Genomic DNA, 14,846 nt, shown 5'->3' on the forward strand with positions numbered 1-14,846 from the left:
AATCAACAAACTAATCTATGGTTCTATTAATTTCTTAATTATTTAAGGGAGGAGTTCGAGTTAAGAGCGAGAGGCAGCGACTATGAGGCAAGTTCATCCAAGTGTGAGGAGAAGCGCGTATAATTTGAGTGATTAATGAAGAAAGCTGGGATGTATGAGTCTAGACTCATCCTTCAGGAAGCAAGGCTCGCGAGCTATGAGTCTAGACTCATAGAATGTTAGTTTTGCAGAGAAAACAGATGCAGGAGTGAGTGCAGCCTCATAGAATAGTGAGGGAATAGAATAGGAAGGATATCGCCACGCTCGGAGTAGGGAACTGATTAATTTAGGAGTTCGAGTTAAGAGCGAGAGGCAGCGGCTATGAGGCAAGTTCATCCAAGTGTGAGGAGAAACGCGTATAATTTGAGTGATTAATGAAGAAAGCTGGGATGTATGAGTCTAGACTCATACATCAGGAAGCAAGGCTCGCGAGGGATGAGCCTAGCCTCATAGAATGTTAGTTTTGCAGAGAAAATAGAATGCAGGAGTGAGTGTAGCCTCATAGAATAGTGAGGGAATAGGAATAGGAATAGGAATAGGAATAGGAATAGGAAAGTTAGCGCCATGCTCGCAGTTGAGCATTCAATAATCAAGTAAATGGCTATGCAAAGTGGATAGTTGAAAACATACGATTGGCAGCTGTGTTGGAGCTGTTGATTATTTGTTACAGCTCCCATATAACCAATCGGGATTGCCCACAAGCTATGGCTTCAATGAACATCTTTGTTCCGTCTGTTAATCTACCCAATAATTTTACAAAAGGATAGCAAAACAATGATACAAATTGTATACTTTTGGTAGGGCTATTTAGTGATTAGGGTCATCTATTGAATAGGTTTGTTGAAAAGAGACAGAAATAGAATGCGCAGAAGACTCAGGAATAAAGTCATGTAAAAGGAATTATAAACTAGTTGTTCAAGAAGTGATGAGATAAAGTCATGCACAAAAACATGTAAAAGAGACATGTAAGTGAGACATGTAAGTGAGACATGTAAGTGAGACATGTAAGTGAGTCATATAAAAGAGTCAGATCAAGGAGGGGTCGCCTTGGTAATCGGGATTTTCATTATAATGGCAGGCTGGATTAGCGGTTGGATATTATTTGGGCGGGTGAATTCGCGGTTAATCGTACAGAAGGGGAGTCACATACAGCCCACGACGATAACAGTTGTTATACCCGCACGCAATGAGGCTGCGAACATTGGGCCGCTGCTTGAATCTCTGAAAGCGCAGACTATGCAGCCGCTTCAAATTATTGTGGCTGATGATAGCTCAGAGGATGGCACAGTATTCATAGCGAGGCGAGCTGGAGCAGAAGTTATTGCTGCGGGAGCACTGCCTAAGGGATGGATGGGGAAAAATTGGGCATGCTGGAGCGGGGCTAAGGCCGCACGCGGCGAGCTTCTCGTCTTTCTGGATGCGGATATTGTACTGGAGCCCAATGCCCTTGCTTCTATAGCAGCTGGAGTTCTTACACGTGGTGGATTGCTATCTATCCAGCCCTATCACCGGGTGACTAAGCTGTATGAGAAATTTTCAGCTTTTTTCAATATTATTGTATTGGCCTCGGTTGGAGAGGGGGATATTCATTCTGGTGCTTTTGGTCCGTGTATCGCTTGCCGCCGGGATGATTATTTCCGCGTAGGCGGTCATGAAGCGGTTCGCGGGAAAATATTGGATCATTATGAGCTTGGCGTTGTGTTCTCCAAAGGAGGCTCGCCTATTTATAATTGCAGCGGAAAAGGGATCGTTAATTTCCGTATGTATCCGGATGGCTTCGTCAGTCTAGTTAAGGGCTGGGGCAAAAGCTTTGCGCTCGGTGCAGCTGCAACGCAGCCTATTGTACTGTTAGGCACAGTGCTATGGATTGTGGGAATCGTTAAGACAGTGACGATATGGCGGAGTATTGCTGCGGATCTGTCTTTAGAAAATATCGCAATAGGCGGTGTGATTTACGCTGCTTTCGTGCTGCAGCTTCGAGTTTGGTTCAAGCGTGCAGGCAGCTTCGGTTTTGGAACCGCTTTATTATTTCCGATACCGCTGTTTTTATTTCTCCTTGTGTTCACTTATTCCATCTATCAGGCTTATTGCAGAAGGCAGGTTCGCTGGAAGGGTCGTGATCTAACGATAGAGGAGGGGAGGTCCTAATGGACAGAGGGCCTATTAGAAATGAACATACCATAATAGAAATGAAGACACAAAAAAGAAGCTTGAATATTCAAGCTTCTGGAATGTTGACTTTATGGTCGGGACGACACGATTTGAACATGCGACCCCCTGGTCCCAAACCAGGTGCTCTACCAAGCTGAGCTACGTCCCGTAATAAAGATGGTGCCGGCGAGAGGATTCGAACCCCCGACCTACTGATTACAAGTCAGTTGCTCTACCAACTGAGCTACACCGGCGTGGTATGTCTTGGACACAAAAGTTATTATGCCATATGCTGAACGTTAATGCAATAGTTTTTTTAAATTATTTTTTTGCCTTGAAATGTACGACTGCGCTGTAATGCATTTTCTCCGTATTTGGGTTGAATACAGTATGATGCTGCACGGAATATACCTCAAGCAATAGCCCCTTGTTATTGTCAATCTGCTGGTCGATTCGCTTCTCTAATGTCCTCAAATCATACGCCTCGAAAAACTCCACTTTATCAGCGATAAGATCTAATCTAAACTCCATTTGTTACAGCCTCTTCTCAACTAGTATTTAGAATAAATCTATTATACCTTTCCTTCTCGATGTTTCAAAGTCTGTTCAACAGGTTAAACAGTCTTACACTGGTCAAGACGATCAGCAAATTGATATCGAATCTCGAAATGGAGGAATGACAAATGAAACCATCTGTACATGTTGTTGAATCAGGAGTAGGCGCTTTATCCGCGGTAAGAGAGTTGAATGTTAGAGGGTTTAATCAGGATGATATTTTTGTCCTAGCCCATGAAGAGGACCGTGAGGATTCATTGTCTGAATGGACAAATGCAAATAAAATCGGCGTGACGGAAGAAGGCGTGTTCAATGCGCTGGCTAATTTGTTCCGCAGTCGTGGTGATGAGCTAAGAGCGAAGCTTGAATCAGTCGGCTTGACTGAGAGAGAAGCAGAGCATTATGAGCAAGAGCTGGACAGGGGCAAGGTCCTTGTCATTGCTAAGCAATAAAAGTTAGGCCCATTCGTGTAGAAGGCGGTGAATGAAATGACCATTAAACATCGTGTTCCCTGTTTTGATAGCGAGGTTATCGTGAAGGAAATAGGTGAGGATGGACAGGCATTTCAGCTTAGTATTCAGAGTACGTCGAATCCACTTGGAATAGGCAACATCCTAGGAAGCTATTCCAACGAGGAGGAAGCTATAGGCTATTCCAACCAATTTTGTACCTTTTACACTGTTGCTCGTGAGAAAGGCTATTATTTGAAAGACACTAGCTTCGTTAAGCCGGAGCAACCGGACATACCTGTATCGGTTGTCTTATCAGAAGCTAAGGACGAGAGTCAGCTAAAAGAACTATTGCTAGCATAGATGAAAATGGGACTAGGTGCTTACTTAAGCACCTGGTCCCATTTTTTGGTTTTACAAATTGTAGGATATCACCTAAAATGGATCGGTATTGAAGAAGTTCAATGCGATTAACTGAAAAAGGCAAACTTATTGAAAAATAAGGACGCAAAGTTATGGGCCTAAGGTTGTATGACTAAGGTTGCCAGACCTCCAGATCCAGGACTAAAGAGCTGATAAAGCCATTTGCCCTTCTTTTGGGGTTCAAATGGCTTTGTTTTTTTCAGATACAGAGGAGAGAAAGCAATGCATCAGGTCAGACAATGGAAGAGCAAGGCGGCTAGGTTAGTGAATAAGCAAAAAATTACGGTGAAGCTGCTGTTAATTACTTCGCTTATCACCTTATTCAACGTGGGTGCTGGATATTTTATTTACACGCAAAATCTATCGGTATCCAATGCCGTGAAGGATGCGGAGCAATTGACTGCTGCGGAGCGAGAATATCGTGATGTTACCGACTTGCTATTGAAGACTATGCTGCTGATGGTGAATGCGATCGAGAACGATGATGTCGACACTAAGCCAATTACGGTTAATCTGGAGGCAGTCCCTGATAAGCTGGCAAAGCTTAGGGAGAAATTTGAGAAGCTGGATAAGAAATATTCGACTAACGATAAGGGAAAACAATATGCGAATCAGGTAAATGTGCTTCAGCTTGGGTATGAGGAGTTAAATAGCTTCGATCTCAGCTATGGAGAGCGAAATTCGGAAGTTAGAGCGTTACATATAAGAAATTTAATCGGTGTCTATACCGTCACTTTGAGTTATGCAAGTGATGTTATCGGAGAAAAAATGAATGCCGATGTGTTGGAAACAAATACGAGATTGTCCAAAAGTCTAGAGAAAGCTAATATTATCGTTATTATCAATGTTATCTTTTTAGCTCTACTCCCTTTTCTTATGTCCTATCAGCTTGGCCAAAGCATTAAGAAGGGTCTCGCTGGAATTATGGGGCGCATTAATGCCTATAAGAACAGCGATTTCACCTATAGCAGGAAGCTTGACAGGTTCGATGAATTCGGCGATATTGACCGATCCCTGTCGGCGATGGGTGGTACGCTGCGGGATACGATTAAATCGACGCTTGAGGTCAGCCATACCGTTCTTGGAATATCTGCTCAAATGGGTGAAATGGTTGGACGCAATCAAACCGCATCAGAGCAGGTAAAGGGACAGATTGTGCTCGGGACCGAGGTGCTGCTCTCGCAATATGATGATGCGTCATCTATATCTGCCATTACAGAAGAGATATCGGCGAGCTCACAGCAAATTGCTGCTTCCAGTGAATATATTAATAAAGATATGCAGGAGATGAAGCTGTCGTCCAATAGCGGCTCACAAGATATGGAAGGTGTCGTCCAAATGGTGAAGCGGGCTGCTGAGCAGTACGAGCAGGTTACGAAAGCTTTTGCAAGCATGACGGTTCGGTATAGCAATGTAACCAAATTTCTGGAGGGCATTCAGGATTTGAATACGCAGACCAATCTACTGTCTCTTAATGCTTCTATTGAATCAGCTAGAGCCGGCGAGCATGGCCGAGGCTTCGCTGTCGTTGCAGAAGAAATTCGCAAGCTCTCCGGCCAGACTGATTCGATATCCAAAAACATTGCGAAGGAACTAAAGCTTATCCAAGGTGATGTGACGCTTACGAGTCAACGTATCGGAGAATTCGCCCAGATCATATCGTCGACAAGGGAGGCTTCATTGACAGCATCCGTTACGTTCCAAGGTCTGGAGCAGCAAAGCAGTTCATTGTCGGAACAAGTCAGCGAAATATCGGTAGCGATCTCGGAGATTACGATTGGCATGACACAGATCGTCACAGCAGTGGATCAATTGCTCGGCACTTCGTCTGATGTAAATCAGAAGATGGAGCAGATGGGGCTTCTATCGACAGAGCAAAATGTTGTATCGGATAAATTGCATGGACTCGCCCAGCAATTGAAGCAATCCTCGACGGAGCTGAAGGAAAAGGCATCTCATTTCCATGTATAAAAATGACATGATTATATCCCTTTGACAATAGAAATTTATCCCTTTTGTTCTGAAAAAGCCATTTATAATGAAGTTGCGGCAAATATGGATCAGAGGGTGTTATTAGATTGACTACAGAATTACGACGAATGCTGGCAATGAATGGAATTAGTTCGGTTATTTTTATTTATATCGGTATTTTTGTTAATTTGTATATTTGGGAAAATGGGCAGTCGATCTATGAATTATCCTTGTTCAATATGTTCATGTACTTTAGCTGGGGGATAACGTTCACAATCGGAGCTGCATTATTGACGAAGTATACGATTCGATTGCTGATCGGGCTATCCGCGGGGCTAGGGGCAACAGCTTTTCTGCTGCTTACCTTTCTCCAGACGGATGTAAGATTTCTATGGATCGCTATAGTAGGACTGTCCGTTGGTGCCATGTATGGCTTTCAGTTCGCAGCACTTAATCTAAGTATAGCGTTATATGGGAAAGGGAAGGATTTTGCGCCGTTCTTCGCAGCCAATAATTTGATTCTCCAGGTGCTGGCCTTTCTCGTTCCGCTGATCTCAGCCTTTGTTATCGAGTTTTTTGATTATAACGGATCATTCGCATTAATGCTGTTATTTCTAGTCATCATGCTGCTCTTCTCCTTTACGATGCCGAAGATTGCGCTGCCGCCGCGTACTCGCGAAGATGGGAACTTCTTGAAGATGATGCACTGGCGCAATGTATTTGCAAGACCAGGCTCCAAATGGCTGCTGCTATCCATCTTGGCGGGCGGTATGTTCCTGCAGTTTCAGAACTTGTTCACGCTTATCTTCACCTTTACCGTGACGGAAGACAAGACCTGGATCGCTTTGCTGAATATGCTGTATACCGCATCAAGCTTTCTCGGCCTGCTCTTGTTCCGTAAAATTAAGCTGGATGAGAACAAATGGCTGTGGATTGGGACGCTGCTGCTGGCAACGGGTTTTCTCATTGTCATTATGCCGCTGGACCCACATTTAACGAAGCCGCTGCTTATTATGTCTAACCTGCTTACAACGATTGGAATGTTCTTCTTCGGCGTGATCTGGAATGCCCAGCTCTATCGCTGTATTCAGCCGCTTGGCGGAGGGCAGCAGGCAGCTTACCTAGTATGGCGTGAGTGCCTGCTCGTATTCACGCGCTGTGTGTTGTTATCCTTAATGCTGTTCCTGGACGACATCAAAGGCATTTTCTTCATTGTCATTATTGCGATTACGCTAATTTGCTTGTTCGCTATACCGGTGTTTCAGAAAAAAGCCGTAAAGGCGCTGGCACTGCCAGAATAGCTAACTAACGAGACTTCTTATGAGTTCTATTGAACTTAATGAGGAGTCTTTTTTGCGGATACAGGTATTCAATGGTTATTTAAAGTGCCTATTTACAGCTTTGGAATCCTAGTGTACTATTTAACTATAACACTAGTACAAAAGAGGAGCGGAGCAATGAAAACAGCAGTTATTACAAATCCCTCAATCGTATTGCAATTGGACGGAGTCACGAAGCAAATTAGCGGTAAAAAAATAGTGGACGGCTTAAGCTTTGATGTCGCTAAGGGTGAGATAGTAGGCTTGCTTGGCCCCAATGGAGCGGGGAAAACAACGACTATACGGATGATTGTTGGTTTGATCAACATGACGGAAGGCGATGTTCGGATAGGCGGGAGCAGCATTCGCACGAACTTCGAGCAAGCGATTCGCCATGTCGGTGGAATTATAGAAAACCCTGAGTTTTATCCGTATATGACGGGCTACGATAATCTGAAGCAATATCAGCGGATGTCGGACAGCATTTCAGAAGAAAGAATCAAGACGGTCACGAAGCTAGTGGGGCTGCAGGATGTCATGGGCAAGAAGGTGAAGGCGTATTCGCTAGGAATGAGGCAACGGCTAGGTATCGCTCAAGCTTTGCTGCATGAGCCTTCTGTTCTTATTCTCGACGAGCCGACTAATGGTCTGGACCCTGCCGGAATTCGGGAAATGCGTGATTACTTGAAGCAAATTGCTCAGGAGGAAGGCATTGCGATTCTAGTCTCCAGCCATTTGCTCGCGGAGATGGAGCTGATGTGCAGCAGAGTCGTTGTCATTCAGGAAGGCAAGCTGGTTACCGTTCGTTCGATAGGTGGAGCAGCGACTGAGCAGGAGCAATTAACGATAGCGTTGCAAGTAAGTGATGTAGACAAAGCAAGTGAAGCGATTGTCCGATTCGGGGCAGCAGCTCAGATCGTCCATCAGGAGGCTGCAACGAAGAGAGTAACGATCCAAACGCTCCATGAGGACATTCCCAAGCTTGTGGATGCACTGTCAGCCGAGGGCATCGGCATATACCGAATTGAGGAGACAAAAGTATCACTAGAGGATGAATTCATGAAATGGACAGGAGGGAACCGCATTGCGTAACTTCGGTGGGTTGGTTATAAATGAGTGGTTAAAGCTATCCAAGAAAAAGACTTTTTTTATCCCTTATGCCATTATGCTGGCATTCGTAGCTCTATTCACCTACGCTACTCATAGTATGGACCCGGGCGGCGACGGCTCGGTACTCGAATTTGCAGCGGGAATGATGACGGTAGGAGTAGCGGGACAGATTCTCCCGTTCATCGCTATTATATTTACAGCGAGCATCGTATCGCAGGAGTATCGCTTCGGCACAATTAAGTTTTTGTTGATTCGCTCCCATAGCCGCAGCAAGATACTGGCTTCCAAATACGCAGTTGCTCTGCTGGCTACGTTATCGTTGATAGCGGCTGTGCTGCTATTCTCCTTCGGAGCAGGCTTCATTCTATATGGAACGAATGCAGGTGAGCCCGTATGGGGAGCTATCTTGGAAAATATTGTGTATCTAATGGTCTATTCCATTGTATATGTAACGATGACCTTCATGATTGGCGTATTAACCAAATCGAGCGGTGTCACGATCGGTATTTCCATGTTCATCATCATGATCGCGAATATTGTTACGATGCTGCTGTCTCGTTATTCATTCGTGAAATACATGCTTACTTCTAATGTGGATTTATCCATGTATGCCGACGGCTCGCAGCCGCCAATTGCAGGCTTGACGATGTCCTTCTCGATTGCGGTCCTTGTCGCTTATATGGCGATTTTCCTACTTGCAAGCTTCGTAACATTCAGAAAACGCGATGTTTCCTAAACTCGGACATTCCGGGAGGACATTGAAAAGGAGCATAGCCCATTGTGAGCATCGAATTCAATAATAACTTGCCGATTTATTTGCAGATTATGAATTATATCAAGAAACAGATCATTATCGGAAAGCTGAAGCCTGGTGACAAAATCGAGTCTGTTCGCGATTTGGCTGCAGAGCTGCAGATTAATCCCAACACGATTCAGAGAACCTTCCAAGAGCTGGAGCGAGAAGGGATTGTTGAGACGAAGAGGGGTCTTGGGAGATACGTAACTAGCGAGGAGACGACCATTATGCAGATTAAGAAGGAAATGGCCGGAGAGCTGTTGGACAATTTTGTATCAGGCATGAAAGCGCTGGGGTTCAAAGAACAGGATATCATATCGATCGTATCGGATGCCGTAAGCGGAAAAACCGCTCCGCGTCCGAATGGACAGGAGTGAGCTTGATTGGCTAACATATTGGAAATGACAGCCGTATCCAAATCCTACGGGGCGAAGAAAGCCTTGCATGAAGTATCCTTAACAGCATCGTCCGGGAAAATTATCGGGTTGCTTGGAAGCAATGGCAGCGGGAAGAGCACCTTAATGAAGATCGCGGCAGGGCTGTCCCAGCCATCAAGCGGTAAAGTGTCGGTATGCGGGGAAGCAACAGGGACTCGAACAAAGGCGCTTGTATCGTTCATGCCGGATCAGCCCTTAACGGAGTCTTGGATGCGTGTGAAGGATGCCATTCAGTTCTATAAAGATTTTTATGCAGACTTTGATGAAGCGAAGGCGCAGGAGATGCTGGCGTTCATGAAGCTGGATGAGGCAGATCGGATTCGCACTTTGTCTAAAGGGATGAATGAACGTCTGCAATTGACGCTTACGCTATCGCGCAACGCAAAGCTTTATCTGCTTGATGAGCCGATAGGAGGAGTAGATCCCGTCGCGCGCGAGAAAATATTGGATGCGGTCGTAAAGTATTACAACGAGGAGAGCTGCCTTATTATATCCACCCATCTGGTCCGGGATATTGAGCGTATTTTTGATGAGGTTGTTTTTATAAAAGCGGGTCACGTCGTAATGCAAGAGGAAGTAGAAAATATTCGGATTAAGCATGGGAAGAGTGTGGATGAGATGTTCAAAGAGGTGTATGCCGAATGATCAAGCTGCTGAAATATGATTGGAAACGCAATGCCAACACGCTAATAGCTGCGGCGGCCGTCCTGCTGATCGTTCAAGTGCTGGTAACTGCTGTTGGCAGCTGGCAGAATTGGAATTTCGCCGTTATTTATACACTGTCGACAATGAGCTATGCATTTGCTGGGTTCCTGCTGTTCATTACAATGTGCAAAACCTATGACAGCAATATCAAGGGGTATAGCCGCAGATTGCTTCCGATTGGTGCGGTCTATACGATTTTGTCCCCTATTATATTAGGATTCTTATCCTTTGTAGTGCTGTGTGGAATAGCGGCTGTCCATGATGTATGGTTTATGAATGGGATGGGGATGGAGACGACCTTATTATCCTTAATCATGGACAATTCGGATGCTGCTGGCTTGGCAGGGGTGGTCTTCATCGCCATATGGGGCATTTTCTTGATGGCGATTATGGTGTTCTTCAGTATAACAGTCGCAAGAACCTTTTATGGAAAGAAAGGGATATGGATCGGGATTGTTGTGTTTCTAGCGGCCCAAATCATCATTTCCTGGATAGAGGCTCTCTTATTCCCTAAAGTTGTCGCGGATAACGGTTCGCTGGGCATCATTAATTTCGGTCAATCACAGGAGTATGACGGGGCATTTGACTTCCAAATAACGGCTGCACCTATCGAGCAATGGGGCTCTACCTTATTCGAGATAGTGGTTGCAGCGATACTCATCTACGCAATGGCCTATTTGCTTAATAAAAAGGTGAAAATATAAGGATATGGTCGTACAGAAGCGATTCTGTACGACCATTTTTTTGGCCAAATTCAATAAACAGCAGAAGCTTTTGACATGAGTTTGTCATATTTACGAGGGGAAATGCCTTTTCTTTCAGTTGACGCTCGCTTGCTCAAAGTGGTTCAATTAAGACAGTCAACGAGATAAGCAGAGGGGATAAGAACATGAGTAAACTGAAGCAATTTCTAAAAGCTGCACGCATTCGGGTTATCCCGGTTATGCTTATACCCGTCGCGCTGGGTGCTCTTGGCGCTTATGTATGGAACGATCAATTTCATCCGTGGTTATTTCTCATTACGTTGATCGGCTCAGCGGCCGTACATTTATTTTCCAATATGATTAATGATCTGTGGGATTATTACAGTGGCACGGATGAAGCCGCCAAGTCCACAGAGGGCGCAATTTCCACGAACTCAGGATTTCTGACTAATGGTACTTGGAGTATTCGCGTATTCGCAACGATTACTTGGTCCTTATTCGGCATCGCGGCGATTTGTGGAATTGTATTGTCGATCTTAAGCGGCTGGCCTGTTCTCGTCTTTGGCGTTCTTGGTGCTTTGCTGGCCTATTTCTATGTGGCTCCCCCGATTCGGTTCGGCTATCGTGGAAAAGGCTATAGTGAGATAGCGATTCTGCTATCCTTCGGTATTTTGCCAGTCGCAGGAGCATACTATGTCCAAGTTTCTCACCTGGACTATCGCGCCTTATTGCTGTCGCTTCCAATTGGACTGCTGACCACGCTTATTTTATTCAACCATCATTTTCTTCATTGGAGAGCAGATGAGCAAGCTGGTAAAAAGACGCTGGTCGTCGTGTGGGGTGAACGGAAGGCTCTGTTGTTCTCCAAGTGGCTGATGTTTCTTGCCTATGCCTCACTGATCGTTTGCGTTATTGCCGGGGCACTGCCTATTTATGCTTTGCTTGCTGTGATTACGGCTTTCCCTATCTATGCCGTATATGGAAAATTGAAAGATCATAATGAATCCCGTGCGTATTTGCCGCTGATGGGGGCATCCCTTCAAGCGACGATTCGCTGTGGTCTTTTACTTATTATCATCCTGTTGATTCAGGGTTTGTTCTAAATTAGATGATACGAACCAATGAATGAATACAACAATACAACTTAGAGAAATGAGGGTTTACAACATGGCAAAACAATGGACACTAGGTCAATTCGATACCATATTAAACGAGGGCGAAGTATGGACAATTGGCGGCTTCCCGCTTCCTGACGGTACATTCTGGCAATATCGCGAGCCAGATGCAGTCGTTATTGTCCGCAATGGCACTCTATACGTACGTGCGCCTCTTAGCCGTAGCCATGATCATGTGCAAATTCTTGATAATGCTAAGCATATGTACTATTCAGCGAAGCCAGTTGAAGTGCCGGAAGCAGGCGAGATCAGCTTTGAATTGCAGATCCGTGCGCGTTCCCAGAATACGGCGCCTGGTGATTTGTACGATGGCTATGTTTCCTTGAACCTGCTGGACTTCACAACGGGAGGGGCGCTTGATTTCTTTGCCGGCAACGACAAATATGCAAGCGTGTATGCCGTGCTTCCTTTCCCGGGAGTTCAGGTGCCTGAGACAGATAAAACGCGATTCTTCTGTGTATTCAAGGAAGATACGGACTTTGAGGCCAGAGAATTCAATACGTACAAAATTACTTATAACCGCGCAGCAGACGAAGTGGTGTTCTATGTGAATGGCAGAGAGGTGCGCCGTGAGCATGGTGTTCCCGTTAAATTCAATCAGTTCACCGTCGCTCTTGGCATTATGACAGAGAAGGATTTAACGCCAGAGGGCAGCGTGTCGGTTCACGGACAGACGGTAATAGGGGAATATTCGCCTATTACGATTACTGTAACGGAATAAGACTTGAACGTAATTCATAGCAGCAATGTAAGAGATTGTCCTCAGAAGAGGATGATCTCTTTTTTTATTACATAGCCATATTTGAGTTTAATGGTTGACTGCAAGCAGGTAACCACTATATGGTAGGGAGAAAGACTCATGGTAAAGGGGGAGCGAAGTCTCCATGATATTCGTTCTAATTGCCTTATGGGTAATCGGACTCACTTTATTGCTGTCTGACTTTCGCTCAACGGCGTCCCGCGGTTTAAGTGCTGTAGCCTTCACAGGAGGGGCGGGCGCACTTGCTGCGGTTATTGATGCGCAAATTATTCCATATGTAGAGCAAGCCTATCCGAATGAGACAGCGATCCAATTGCTATATATGCTGCAGGCAGGCTCATCGTTAACTTCTTACTATGGGCTTCCTATCGCTTTTGTCGTGTTCGCGGAAGCTTATCGACCGATTCATTCCCTTAATAAGGTGCGCAGCATACTGCCATTATTGTTGTTCATACCTGCCGCCTTATGTCTAATATTCACGCCAGGCTATGACGAGACGTACCCGATTACATTCCATGTTGTGGTCTGGTGGGCTGTTCCCTATATAGTGGCAGGAACAATTAATGTTTTGATGAAAAGAAATACGCGCCTGGCCAGAACCCATTGGATCGTATGTATGGCCGTGCTGCCAACGGTGCTGTTCGCCATGGTTATGAATTATTTGCTGCCGAGCTTCGGCTTGCTGCGGATGTGGGTCTATAATACTTGGTTTGTCGGATTTGGCTTTACGATGTTCGTAATCGGATTGTTCACTTATGGATTCATGGGTGTTCGAGTCCTTATTGACCGGAGAAGAATGGATACAACCTTGCGAGCTGTAACTTCTGGTACGGCTATATTGAATCATGCCATTAAGAATGATGTCAGCAAGATGAGGCTGTTCGGTGAGAAAATGAAAGCCTATGCCGAAGCGACAGATCAGCCCGAGCTTCTGGCTGATACGATAACGATGCTGAATACGTCACGGCATATCCAAGAAATGATTAGCCGCGTTCATCAACGTACGGAAGATCTGGTCCTCAAAAAGGACATTTGCATTCTGGGACAAGTGATTGCAGATACGGTGAAGCCCTATGCGCAGATGCTCGGAGGCATTGAACTGCAGCTGTCGCTGCTCGATGGCTGGGAATGCCGCATGGACCGGGCACAGACGACGGAAGCGATAGCTAATCTCATTGTTAATGCTATGGAAGCGATGAAAGGTGCCGGGCAGCTGTCTGTCCAAATGCGTGAAACGAAGCGTGAGCTTGTCATTGAGATTCGGGATACGGGGCCGGGAATGACTAGAATGCAAGCGGCACAAGCCTTCGAGCCGTTCTATACGACAAAGGTTGGGAGTGGTGCGAACTTCGGCCTAGGCTTATCTTATGCTTATAACGTGATGAGAAAGCATGGGGGATTGCTTCAAATCGACAGTAAGCCAGGTCAAGGTACAGCTATGCTAATGGTATTTAAGAAGCGTGCTGTTCAGGCAAGGAAGAGGCCCCTTGATGAGGTGTCAGGAGAAGCAGCACTAGAAGCAGCAATGGGGGGAACCACTCATGGATAACATACGAGTGTGGATTGTGGAGGATGATAAGGATTGGCTTCGCGGATTATCCGCTTACTTGAATAATCAACCTGGAATAGAGGTTGTGTATACAGCAGAGTGCCCAGAGGATGTGGAGCAGCTACTTCTGGAAGGACCTGCTCCTGCTGATGTCGTCCTTATGGACATTATGCTAAATGGACAACCGGAGGGAATTAGATTGGCAGAAGCAACCCTGCTTGCAACTGGAGCGCGAGTTATTATGCTGACCTCGATGGAAGAGAAGGAACTGATTCTTCAATCTTTCCAGGCAGGGGCTATCGACTATCAGATTAAGTCAGACTATGAACTATTGCCCGAGGCAATTGCGGCTGCAGCGAACCGCCAATCACCGATTAGCGCTGCTGCGGCAGAGCAAATGCGTGAAGAGTTTCGCCGATTAAAAAAACTGGAGCAGGAGTTCAAAGTCAAAACGATGAGCGATCGTATTACTCCAGCTGAGCTGCAATTACTGGAGCTGATCGACGAAGGCTACTCGCAATCGCAAATTGCTGAGAAGTTGGTCGTTTCCATCCGAACCGTTAAGAATCACATCAATAATGTATTGAAGAAATTGCAATTCAAAGGCTCCAAAGAGGCGGCCCGCGAAGCAAGAGAACTGGGATTGTTTAATAAGAAGGATACGAAATAGGATAGTACCATATAAAGATGGTACTATTTTTTT

Annotated in this window: 15 protein-coding genes, 2 tRNA genes and 1 riboswitch; of the genes, 14 read left to right on the forward strand and 3 right to left on the reverse strand. The window is 45.4% G+C overall.

The window, feature by feature from the left end; genetic code table 11:
• The first annotated feature begins 1,086 nt into the window (after positions 1 to 1,086).
• Positions 1,087 to 2,187 carry a glycosyltransferase family 2 protein gene (locus AC50YO_RS06185; protein WP_494844517.1) on the forward strand — a complete coding sequence of 367 codons (1,101 nt, stop codon included), beginning with the start codon at positions 1,087 to 1,089 and terminating at the stop codon, positions 2,185 to 2,187.
• Between the two features lie 95 nt (positions 2,188 to 2,282).
• On the opposite strand, the gene AC50YO_RS06190 is transcribed toward AC50YO_RS06185, so the two are convergent.
• The 3 genes from AC50YO_RS06190 to AC50YO_RS06200 form a co-directional block, all read right to left on the reverse strand.
• A tRNA-Pro gene (locus AC50YO_RS06190) sits at positions 2,283 to 2,359 on the reverse strand.
• A gap of 9 nt (positions 2,360 to 2,368) precedes the next feature.
• Positions 2,369 to 2,444: transfer RNA gene (locus AC50YO_RS06195), tRNA-Thr, on the reverse strand.
• A 67-nt stretch (positions 2,445 to 2,511) separates the two neighbouring features.
• The gene (locus AC50YO_RS06200) at positions 2,512 to 2,721 is read right to left on the reverse strand and encodes a YrzA family protein (protein ID WP_494844519.1); all 210 of its coding nucleotides are present in this window, start codon (positions 2,719 to 2,721) and stop codon (positions 2,512 to 2,514) included.
• Between the two features lie 152 nt (positions 2,722 to 2,873).
• Between AC50YO_RS06200 and AC50YO_RS06205 the strand changes: the two genes are divergently transcribed.
• The 13 genes from AC50YO_RS06205 (at position 2,874) to AC50YO_RS06265 (ending at position 14,813) form a co-directional block, all read left to right on the forward strand.
• Positions 2,874 to 3,197: a YflT domain-containing protein gene (locus tag AC50YO_RS06205; RefSeq protein WP_494844521.1), complete on the forward strand. Its 324-nt coding sequence runs from the start codon at positions 2,874 to 2,876 to the stop codon at positions 3,195 to 3,197.
• Positions 3,198 to 3,233: 36 nt separating this feature from the next.
• Positions 3,234 to 3,557, forward strand: a complete 324-nt coding sequence (locus AC50YO_RS06210; protein WP_494844524.1) for a hypothetical protein — start codon at positions 3,234 to 3,236, stop codon at positions 3,555 to 3,557.
• Positions 3,558 to 3,666: 109 nt separating this feature from the next.
• Positions 3,667 to 3,751: riboswitch (cyclic di-GMP riboswitch) on the forward strand.
• An 88-nt stretch (positions 3,752 to 3,839) separates the two neighbouring features.
• A complete protein-coding gene (locus tag AC50YO_RS06215) occupies positions 3,840 to 5,588 on the forward strand; it encodes a methyl-accepting chemotaxis protein (protein ID WP_494844527.1) in 1,749 nt (582 codons plus the stop codon).
• A gap of 107 nt (positions 5,589 to 5,695) precedes the next feature.
• Positions 5,696 to 6,889 (forward strand): MFS transporter, encoded by a 1,194-nt coding sequence (locus AC50YO_RS06220; RefSeq protein ID WP_494844529.1) that lies wholly within the window; start codon positions 5,696 to 5,698, stop codon positions 6,887 to 6,889.
• Between the two features lie 156 nt (positions 6,890 to 7,045).
• Positions 7,046 to 7,999: an ABC transporter ATP-binding protein gene (locus tag AC50YO_RS06225; RefSeq protein WP_494844531.1), complete on the forward strand. Its 954-nt coding sequence runs from the start codon at positions 7,046 to 7,048 to the stop codon at positions 7,997 to 7,999.
• Positions 7,992 to 8,753, forward strand: a complete 762-nt coding sequence (locus tag AC50YO_RS06230; protein ID WP_494844534.1) for an ABC transporter permease — start codon at positions 7,992 to 7,994, stop codon at positions 8,751 to 8,753. Before AC50YO_RS06225 ends, AC50YO_RS06230 begins: the two co-directional genes overlap by 8 nt.
• Before the next feature lie 44 nt (positions 8,754 to 8,797).
• Complete coding sequence (locus AC50YO_RS06235; RefSeq protein WP_494844538.1) at positions 8,798 to 9,190, forward strand: GntR family transcriptional regulator; 393 nt, start codon at positions 8,798 to 8,800, stop codon at positions 9,188 to 9,190.
• A gap of 6 nt (positions 9,191 to 9,196) precedes the next feature.
• Positions 9,197 to 9,895 carry an ABC transporter ATP-binding protein gene (locus tag AC50YO_RS06240; RefSeq protein WP_494844542.1) on the forward strand — a complete coding sequence of 233 codons (699 nt, stop codon included), beginning with the start codon at positions 9,197 to 9,199 and terminating at the stop codon, positions 9,893 to 9,895.
• Positions 9,892 to 10,659 (forward strand): hypothetical protein, encoded by a 768-nt coding sequence (locus tag AC50YO_RS06245; RefSeq protein WP_494844545.1) that lies wholly within the window; start codon positions 9,892 to 9,894, stop codon positions 10,657 to 10,659. The genes AC50YO_RS06240 and AC50YO_RS06245 overlap by 4 nt, the downstream gene beginning before the upstream one ends.
• A gap of 185 nt (positions 10,660 to 10,844) precedes the next feature.
• The gene (locus tag AC50YO_RS06250) at positions 10,845 to 11,762 is read left to right on the forward strand and encodes a prenyltransferase (RefSeq protein ID WP_494844550.1); all 918 of its coding nucleotides are present in this window, start codon (positions 10,845 to 10,847) and stop codon (positions 11,760 to 11,762) included.
• A 64-nt stretch (positions 11,763 to 11,826) separates the two neighbouring features.
• Positions 11,827 to 12,555: a DUF6081 family protein gene (locus tag AC50YO_RS06255; RefSeq protein WP_494844554.1), complete on the forward strand. Its 729-nt coding sequence runs from the start codon at positions 11,827 to 11,829 to the stop codon at positions 12,553 to 12,555.
• 163 nt (positions 12,556 to 12,718) lie between these two features.
• Positions 12,719 to 14,143 (forward strand): sensor histidine kinase, encoded by a 1,425-nt coding sequence (locus AC50YO_RS06260; RefSeq protein WP_494844559.1) that lies wholly within the window; start codon positions 12,719 to 12,721, stop codon positions 14,141 to 14,143.
• Entirely contained in the window at positions 14,136 to 14,813 is a 678-nt protein-coding gene (locus tag AC50YO_RS06265; protein WP_494844563.1) for a response regulator, read from the forward strand. Before AC50YO_RS06260 ends, AC50YO_RS06265 begins: the two co-directional genes overlap by 8 nt.
• Positions 14,814 to 14,846: the final 33 nt, after the last annotated feature.

Source organism: Paenibacillus sp. J22P59 (assembly GCF_059383895.1).

What these genes read in the sequence shown, in the direction of transcription:
- AC50YO_RS06200 (WP_494844519.1), bottom strand. Translation starts at nt 2,721, where the DNA reads ATGGAGTTTAGATTAGATCTTATCGCTGATAAAGTGGAGTTTTTCGAG.
- AC50YO_RS06205 (WP_494844521.1), top strand. Translation starts at nt 2,874, where the DNA reads ATGAAACCATCTGTACATGTTGTTGAATCAGGAGTAGGCGCTTTATCC.
- AC50YO_RS06210 (WP_494844524.1), top strand. Translation starts at nt 3,234, where the DNA reads ATGACCATTAAACATCGTGTTCCCTGTTTTGATAGCGAGGTTATCGTG.
- AC50YO_RS06215 (WP_494844527.1), top strand. Translation starts at nt 3,840, where the DNA reads ATGCATCAGGTCAGACAATGGAAGAGCAAGGCGGCTAGGTTAGTGAAT.
- AC50YO_RS06225 (WP_494844531.1), top strand. Translation starts at nt 7,046, where the DNA reads ATGAAAACAGCAGTTATTACAAATCCCTCAATCGTATTGCAATTGGAC.
- AC50YO_RS06245 (WP_494844545.1), top strand. Translation starts at nt 9,892, where the DNA reads ATGATCAAGCTGCTGAAATATGATTGGAAACGCAATGCCAACACGCTA.
- AC50YO_RS06250 (WP_494844550.1), top strand. Translation starts at nt 10,845, where the DNA reads ATGAGTAAACTGAAGCAATTTCTAAAAGCTGCACGCATTCGGGTTATC.
- AC50YO_RS06255 (WP_494844554.1), top strand. Translation starts at nt 11,827, where the DNA reads ATGGCAAAACAATGGACACTAGGTCAATTCGATACCATATTAAACGAG.
- AC50YO_RS06260 (WP_494844559.1), top strand. Translation starts at nt 12,719, where the DNA reads ATGATATTCGTTCTAATTGCCTTATGGGTAATCGGACTCACTTTATTG.
- AC50YO_RS06265 (WP_494844563.1), top strand. Translation starts at nt 14,136, where the DNA reads ATGGATAACATACGAGTGTGGATTGTGGAGGATGATAAGGATTGGCTT.